This is a genomic window from Leisingera sp. ANG-M7 (assembly GCF_000813965.1).
Taxonomy (GTDB): domain Bacteria; phylum Pseudomonadota; class Alphaproteobacteria; order Rhodobacterales; family Rhodobacteraceae; genus Leisingera.
Genome location: NZ_JWLI01000036.1, coordinates 1 through 5937 on the forward strand (window position 1 = coordinate 1; position 5937 = coordinate 5937).

The 5937-nt window shown below is 55.7% G+C and carries 4 protein-coding genes and 1 pseudogene; 2 read left to right on the forward strand and 3 right to left on the reverse strand.

The genetic code is table 11. The annotated features are described in order from the left end of the window. A partial coding sequence (locus RA26_RS21680; protein WP_152612687.1) for an FG-GAP-like repeat-containing protein occupies nucleotides 1-2508 on the reverse strand: 2508 nt, incomplete at its 3' end. A 676-nt stretch (nucleotides 2509-3184) separates the two neighbouring features. On the opposite strand from RA26_RS21680, the pseudogene RA26_RS22530 reads away from it, so the two are divergent. Together RA26_RS22530 and RA26_RS23385 are read left to right on the forward strand one after the other, a co-directional pair. Beyond that, nucleotides 3185-3942, forward strand: a pseudogene (locus RA26_RS22530) (IS5 family transposase). A 37-nt stretch (nucleotides 3943-3979) separates the two neighbouring features. Further along, on the forward strand, nucleotides 3980-4459 hold the full coding sequence (locus RA26_RS23385) for a hypothetical protein (protein WP_052272535.1): 480 nt from the start codon (nucleotides 3980-3982) through the stop codon (nucleotides 4457-4459). A gap of 262 nt (nucleotides 4460-4721) precedes the next feature. Here the strand turns inward: RA26_RS23385 and RA26_RS21695 are convergent, their stop codons facing one another. Beyond that, nucleotides 4722-5063, reverse strand: a complete 342-nt coding sequence (locus tag RA26_RS21695; RefSeq protein ID WP_039187501.1) for a hypothetical protein — start codon at nucleotides 5061-5063, stop codon at nucleotides 4722-4724. Beyond that, nucleotides 5060-5776 (reverse strand): hypothetical protein, encoded by a 717-nt coding sequence (locus tag RA26_RS22850; RefSeq protein WP_152612688.1) that lies wholly within the window; start codon nucleotides 5774-5776, stop codon nucleotides 5060-5062. Before RA26_RS22850 ends, RA26_RS21695 begins: the two co-directional genes overlap by 4 nt. Between the last annotated feature and the right edge of the window lie 161 nt (nucleotides 5777-5937).

Sequence of the window (5937 nt, forward strand, 5' to 3'; positions counted from 1 at the left end):
GCCAATCGCCGTCGACGGCGCATAGGCCACAACCGTCTCGCCGCCCTGGCCATTCGTCAGACCCGTCAGGAGGTGGGCAACGTCACCGTTGCCAAACCAGATCGAGCCGGCTGTCTTGCTCTCAGACACAAAGTCCGGAAGACCGTCGCCGTCAAAATCACCTGACTCGATGTAGCCAGGGATCGCCGGAATGCCGCTTTCTTCAGGTGCAATGAAGCCGGAGCCTGTTGAAAGGAAAACCTGTCCCGAAGACCCTTTCAAAACTGGTGTGTAACTGTAGTTTACGATGCCATCGCAATTGATGGTAGAAACCTGAGCCGTTGTTCTTGTAGTAATGATGTCGTCGAGACCGTCCCCGTTCACATCCGCTGCTGTCGCCGCATATGCCGTGCCTAAGCCATTTCCACCGGTGAGCGCGGCAGTTTGCGCAGCGTCCACCCAAGTAACTGGGTTTAGAAAGTTGCGGCCCGTCGAAATAGCCACTGAAAGCCTGCGAACATGATCTGCGCCGGCTGCATAAACCAGATCCTGCTTGCCATCCCCATTTACATCTGCCGTCGTAAATGGCTGGTTCTGAGCCGGCCTGTCGCCAATTGCCATGTCGAGAAAGCTTTGCCCGGGAGGAGCTGCATAGTCTCTGTGTACCGCTCCACCGCGAATATCGATTGTTTGCCACCAATTGGCAGATGGGGTGGGATACTGCGGCAACTTTGGGAGAAGCTCAGACATCCCGTCGCCATCCAGGTCGATTGTGATTGCATCTCTCTCGGGGGTGGAAAGGCTGAGTTGTGATGCTGCTTGTCCGCCCTGTTCCAAATTGTACAGGTAAAACACACTGCTGTTTTGTGGGACAAGCGCTTCGTGTTCTGGGTCCGCATCAAAGTTCCCAAATATGGTGCTTTCAGTACGAACCCCATTGGGAACGGTCAGAGAACTGTTCCCGCCATTCAAGCCAACCATTTCGAAGTTATACGGCCCGGGCAAAACAGGGCTTTGAACTTCCTTGTAGTAGGTTTGTTCTCCAAGCGGAAGAAATGGCTGGTCCACTGCTGGCGTACGTGGAAGCACTGACCCAGGATAATAAGACGACGCCGTACTGCTAGGCAGCCTCTCGTCTCTGACGGTCAGGGCCTTAGACCAAACCGCATGTGTATCGCTACCCACCATGTTCCGAGATCCAACCGAGGGAACGCTATAAATTTGGGGGACTGTCTTTGCGAACGTATTTGGGAGGTACTCAGAATTCACACATGTCGGAAACTGTGCAGGTACGACATCACTAGTTCGTAGCGACGGCTGCACCAATTCATCCCTGTTGTCGCTATCCGCGTCGTACACCCGCACGTTGCGCAGGAAGGTGGTGTTTGGGTATGTCTTCTGCTGCAGCGCCGCACCATCCGAAGCATAGGCCAGATCCTTCAGCGGGCTGGGCTGCTGAGTGCCACCAGTGATGTTGTCATTCGCATCCACAGAGTAGTCACTGCCGTAAAGCCGCACCCGCGACAGCTGGTGCGCCCGGGTCACGGCAGAACGCTGATACTCCAGCTTGTAGGCCCGGATTTGGCGAGTGCCGCTGGGCATCGCATCATCGCGCACAAACACCGACTTCAGCCGGTAGTGCTGCCGCCCGAACTGACCCGCCGTGCCAACCGCAAAAGTGGCAACCGGCTCAGACTGCTCCTCATAGCGAAACACCACCTTGTAGCCATTGGCATAGGTGACCGACGCCGGCCGGTGCGCCCGTGCATTGGCCTTTGTCTCAAAGAAATAATTGTAGGTGACGGTGTTTGCAGTCTGCTGTGTGTCCCGGATCTCGGTCAGCAGGAACTTGCGCCGGAACAGCGCATCGAATTCAGCCCCCGACGACGTATCTCCCTTGATCGCGCCAAGCGCGCGGTAGGTGTAGACAACGCCCTTGTCGTTGGTGACCTCGAAATACTCCACCTGCTGGCCATTCACGGTTTCGAATTTCATCTCGATCTTGCGGTAATTCTCCACAATCGCCGTGAGGTTACCGCCGGCCCGGCAGCTGGCACTGGCAGTGTCAGACTTATAGCGGTCCGGATAGGCTCGGCTGCCGGGCAAAGGGTTGGTGGCAGCGCTGTCACGGCAAGCCATCAGCTCTACACCATCCAGCCGGAACAGATCGTGCTGGTCGTCATAGGTTGGCGTGCCGCCGCCCACCGAGACCCGCTCAATCGACGAAAACCCCTTCAGCTGCCAGCCAACTCCCAGCCAGGTCTCGGCACGCCCCCGTCCCTTGAAGGAAGAATTGTAGGACAGCCCCAGCCCCGGCTCCAGCCCGCGGAACTCCGGAATGGCAAAGTCCAGGGAATAGCGGAACGCCCCGTCCCCCTGCACGTCATGCGGCACTTCAGTTTCCGGCAGCACCGAGGGATCCTTGCCGACTTCGCCGTTGCTCAGCTCTGCCGAAGAGTAGCCGGTGAAGATGCAGACGTAGGCCAATAGCGCAGCTGCCGCGCGCGCGGAAAACAATTGAGCCGACACAATTACTTCCTTAAATAAACTTCCAATTGTGCGCAAAATGAGCGCAAGCAGACAACCCAGTCAATAGCCGGTCACACGATTTCCCGGAAAAGATGAACGTCCAGAGGAAGCAGAGTCGGCCTGCATCCGAAACCAAGGCAACCTGTGGCTCCCTCAAACCTTCCGCAAAACTCGGCCTGCACACCGCGCAGAGCTGTTCAGAAGCAGTTGTTCGCTACCTGCAATTATCAGGTGCAATGAGTTCATGACAATCACTGTTGTTCGACCGCAAACTTGAAACCAACTAGTTCAGAAAGCCGTACCAGATGCCCTCTGCTGGTCGTTCCATCACGCTCAGCACCACACGTACTGATCCCACGACCTTCAAATTCTTGTAGCAGCTTTCGCGATGAAGACCTGAGTGATTTCGCCAATGTCGCGACTGGCACGAATTCGCCCTGAAACTTCGCAAGGCTGGCAGGACTGATAAGAAGTCCATGCGCCACAGACTGCGCTTCCAGCAGTCCGAGCTTGCACCAGTGGGTCACACACTGAGGCTTCCAACCGGTGATCTTGGCAACGTCGTGGGCCGTCCAGTCGAGTGAATGACGGCCTGATCTAGGCTCTCGCCTTAGAGTCAGGACCCATTGATTTCCGGTGGGTGGCGTGATTCACGGTTCGAAAAATGAGCGGTGATATGTCTGATCTTTTCTGGCTGACGGACGCGCAGATGGCCCGTCTTGAGCCTTATTTTCCGAAGTCCCACGGTAAGCCGCATGTTGATGACCGGCGTGTTCTGAGCGGAATTAACTTCATCAATCGCAATGGCTTGCGCTGGCGTGATGCTCCCAAAGATTTCGGCCCGCACAAGACCTTGTACAACCGCAGGAAGCGGTGGAGCGACAAAGGCATCTTTGCCCAGATGATGGTCGGTCTGGCTGCTGATCACGGTGAGGAAAAGACCGTGATGATCGACGCAACTTACCTGAAAGCACACCGTACGGCCTCCAGTCTTGGGGTTAAAAAGGGGGGCGTGGGCGCCTGATCGGGCGCACTAAGGGCGGCATGAACACTAAGCTGCACGCAATCTGTGACAGTCAGGGGCGTCCACTGAGCCTGTTCGTGACCGCCGGACAGGTCAGTGATTACACCGGTGCAAAGGCGCTGCTGAGTGGCCTGCCTGACGTCCAATGGCTTCTCGGAGATCGCGGGTATGATGTCGATTGGTTTAGATAAGCTTTGAAAGACAAAGGGATACCCGCCTGCATCCCCGGTCGAAAGCAGCGCAAGAAAGCCATCAGATACGACAAACGCCGATATAAGCGGCGCAACCGCATTGAGATTATGTTCGGCAGGCTGAAGGACTGGTGGCGGGTTGCGACACGATACGACAGATGCCCAAAAGTCTTCCTGTCAGCAATCGCGCTTGCAGCCCTCGTTATCTACTGGCTTTGAAACTCAATGAGTCCAGAGCCTAGGCCAGCAGCTGGAGATGGCGCCGGCGCTGGCGCCGCTGCATGTGCTGGTGAAATTCACCGATGATCAAGGGGTGACCCATAACCTGGAGGCGACCAGCGGCGCGGGCCGTGCGCGGGACCAGCATTACCGCGATCTGCTGCCGATCACCGATCAGGCGCTGGCCAACGGGCTCTATCTGGCGCCGCTGGATGCAGAGCAATCGGTGGCCGTCATCGCCGCGGTTGTGCTGGACGGTCTGATGGCGCGGGGGGACTACCGGGAGGCGATGGCGGTGGCGGATGTACTGCTGGCCCACAATCCGCAGTTTGCCTATGCGCTGGTGAAGAAGGGGACGGCGGCCTACCGGATTTTGGAGGCGGAGTTTTATGCCAGATACCCGGAGGTCGAGGATGTGCCGCAGGATCGGCGGGCGGAGCTGATGCGGCTGCAGCAGGTCAACCGGGGGGCGTTTGAGTGGGCCGAGGCGATGGGGTGGGTGTCGCCTACACGTTAAAGCTTTTCGGCAATACGACAGAGACGGGGTGATGTTGCTGATGCTGGATTTGTGATCCACACCGACTAGCAAGATCGCAGCGAGGCAGCAACATCGACGAATACATAGCTTCGAGCGCCTCATAGATTATCAGCTTGTCTTCTCCTCTCTATGCTAGATGCTCCAAATTCTTTCATCCACAGTATGCCTTGCCACATCACGCCGCGATCAGGAAAACTGACTTTCTTAGAATAAATCTGAGGTTTCATTTGAGCCCAAATCGTCACTCAATATAAATCTGGAACGAACCAATCTCTTCCGGCCAATCTTCACCGAATGTAAATCCCTCGACTGCTGTAAGTTTCCCGTCTTCTAAATACACTAAGAAACCGACCAGAGTTTCATCATTAATCATAGCCGTAGCTTTGTCCCACACTAACCGGTCAATGTAACTTGCCGTTTGAAGCTCAGAAATATTCGGCAGTTCGGTCATGAAACCTTGACCAGAAAACGACCTTTCGCAGCTACCAACCGCATGGAACTCAATCTTCCGCCCAAAGTACTCTGGGAAACTTTCACAGAATACTTCGAGCACACGAATCTCCAATTCCGATAACTTGCTCATTTTGCGAAAGCCGTCCCAATTTCAGCTACACCATTTACCGCTCGACCTCTTACAGTGACGTCAATTCCTTGTACAGAAACATCGGTGGAGAAGACACCCCTGGTGTCCGTACTCACTTGGCCACTGTCTAGCGCGTCTTGTGTCGCATCTTTGATGGCTCTAGTCGCGTCAATAGCGTTTGAGAATTTTGACAAAAGCCCTTTTAGACCGTGCTTAGCAAGGTTCTTAGAGCCAAAAATATGGTTGGCTGTTTGTTTTTCTTTGTCGCTTGGTTCATCATCGTCATCCGGGTCTGGAGAACTACCAGTTCCACCGCCCGACGACGAGTCGTCTCCCGAACTATCGCTTGTTCCATCGTCGAATCCTTCGTCATGAACGGAAATACTGTTGCCTAGGTCGTAGTTTCCCTTGAACGCACCGCTAATAACTCCATTACCGTTTCGCTCTCCATCGTTGGCTCTATCACTAGCTTCATCTGCGGCAAACATGCCAAGTAGTCCAATAATACCCGCAACGACGCCCACGGCAGGAGCAAGGTTCCCCGTTGGATCACTTCTGTTCACAGGATCATTCAGGGAATAGCTGTACCGGTTCGTACCCACTCCTTCTTTTCTCACGTCAAACCAATCTGGCTGGATGAACATAGCGGAGGACTGGGTGGCGAAGATGGCCAGGAAGGCTGTCAGCAGCAGGGTTTTCAAAGTGCGGAGCATGGGGGCTCTCCTGAAGGTCTTTTGATCAATGAGACGTGCGCCGGGCGGGGGTGGGTCCGGCCCGGCGCGGGGCTGTTACTGGGCTGCAGCCTGGGCAGGGGCCTCAGCCGGGGCGGCGCTGAGGTTGGCGGGGCCGCCCTCCGCTTCCGCCAGCGCATCAG

What these genes read in the sequence shown, in the direction of transcription:
- RA26_RS21695 (WP_039187501.1), bottom strand. Translation starts at nt 5,063, where the DNA reads ATGAGCAAGTTATCGGAATTGGAGATTCGTGTGCTCGAAGTATTCTGT.
- RA26_RS22850 (WP_152612688.1), bottom strand. Translation starts at nt 5,776, where the DNA reads ATGCTCCGCACTTTGAAAACCCTGCTGCTGACAGCCTTCCTGGCCATC.
- RA26_RS23385 (WP_052272535.1), top strand. Translation starts at nt 3,980, where the DNA reads ATGGCGCCGGCGCTGGCGCCGCTGCATGTGCTGGTGAAATTCACCGAT.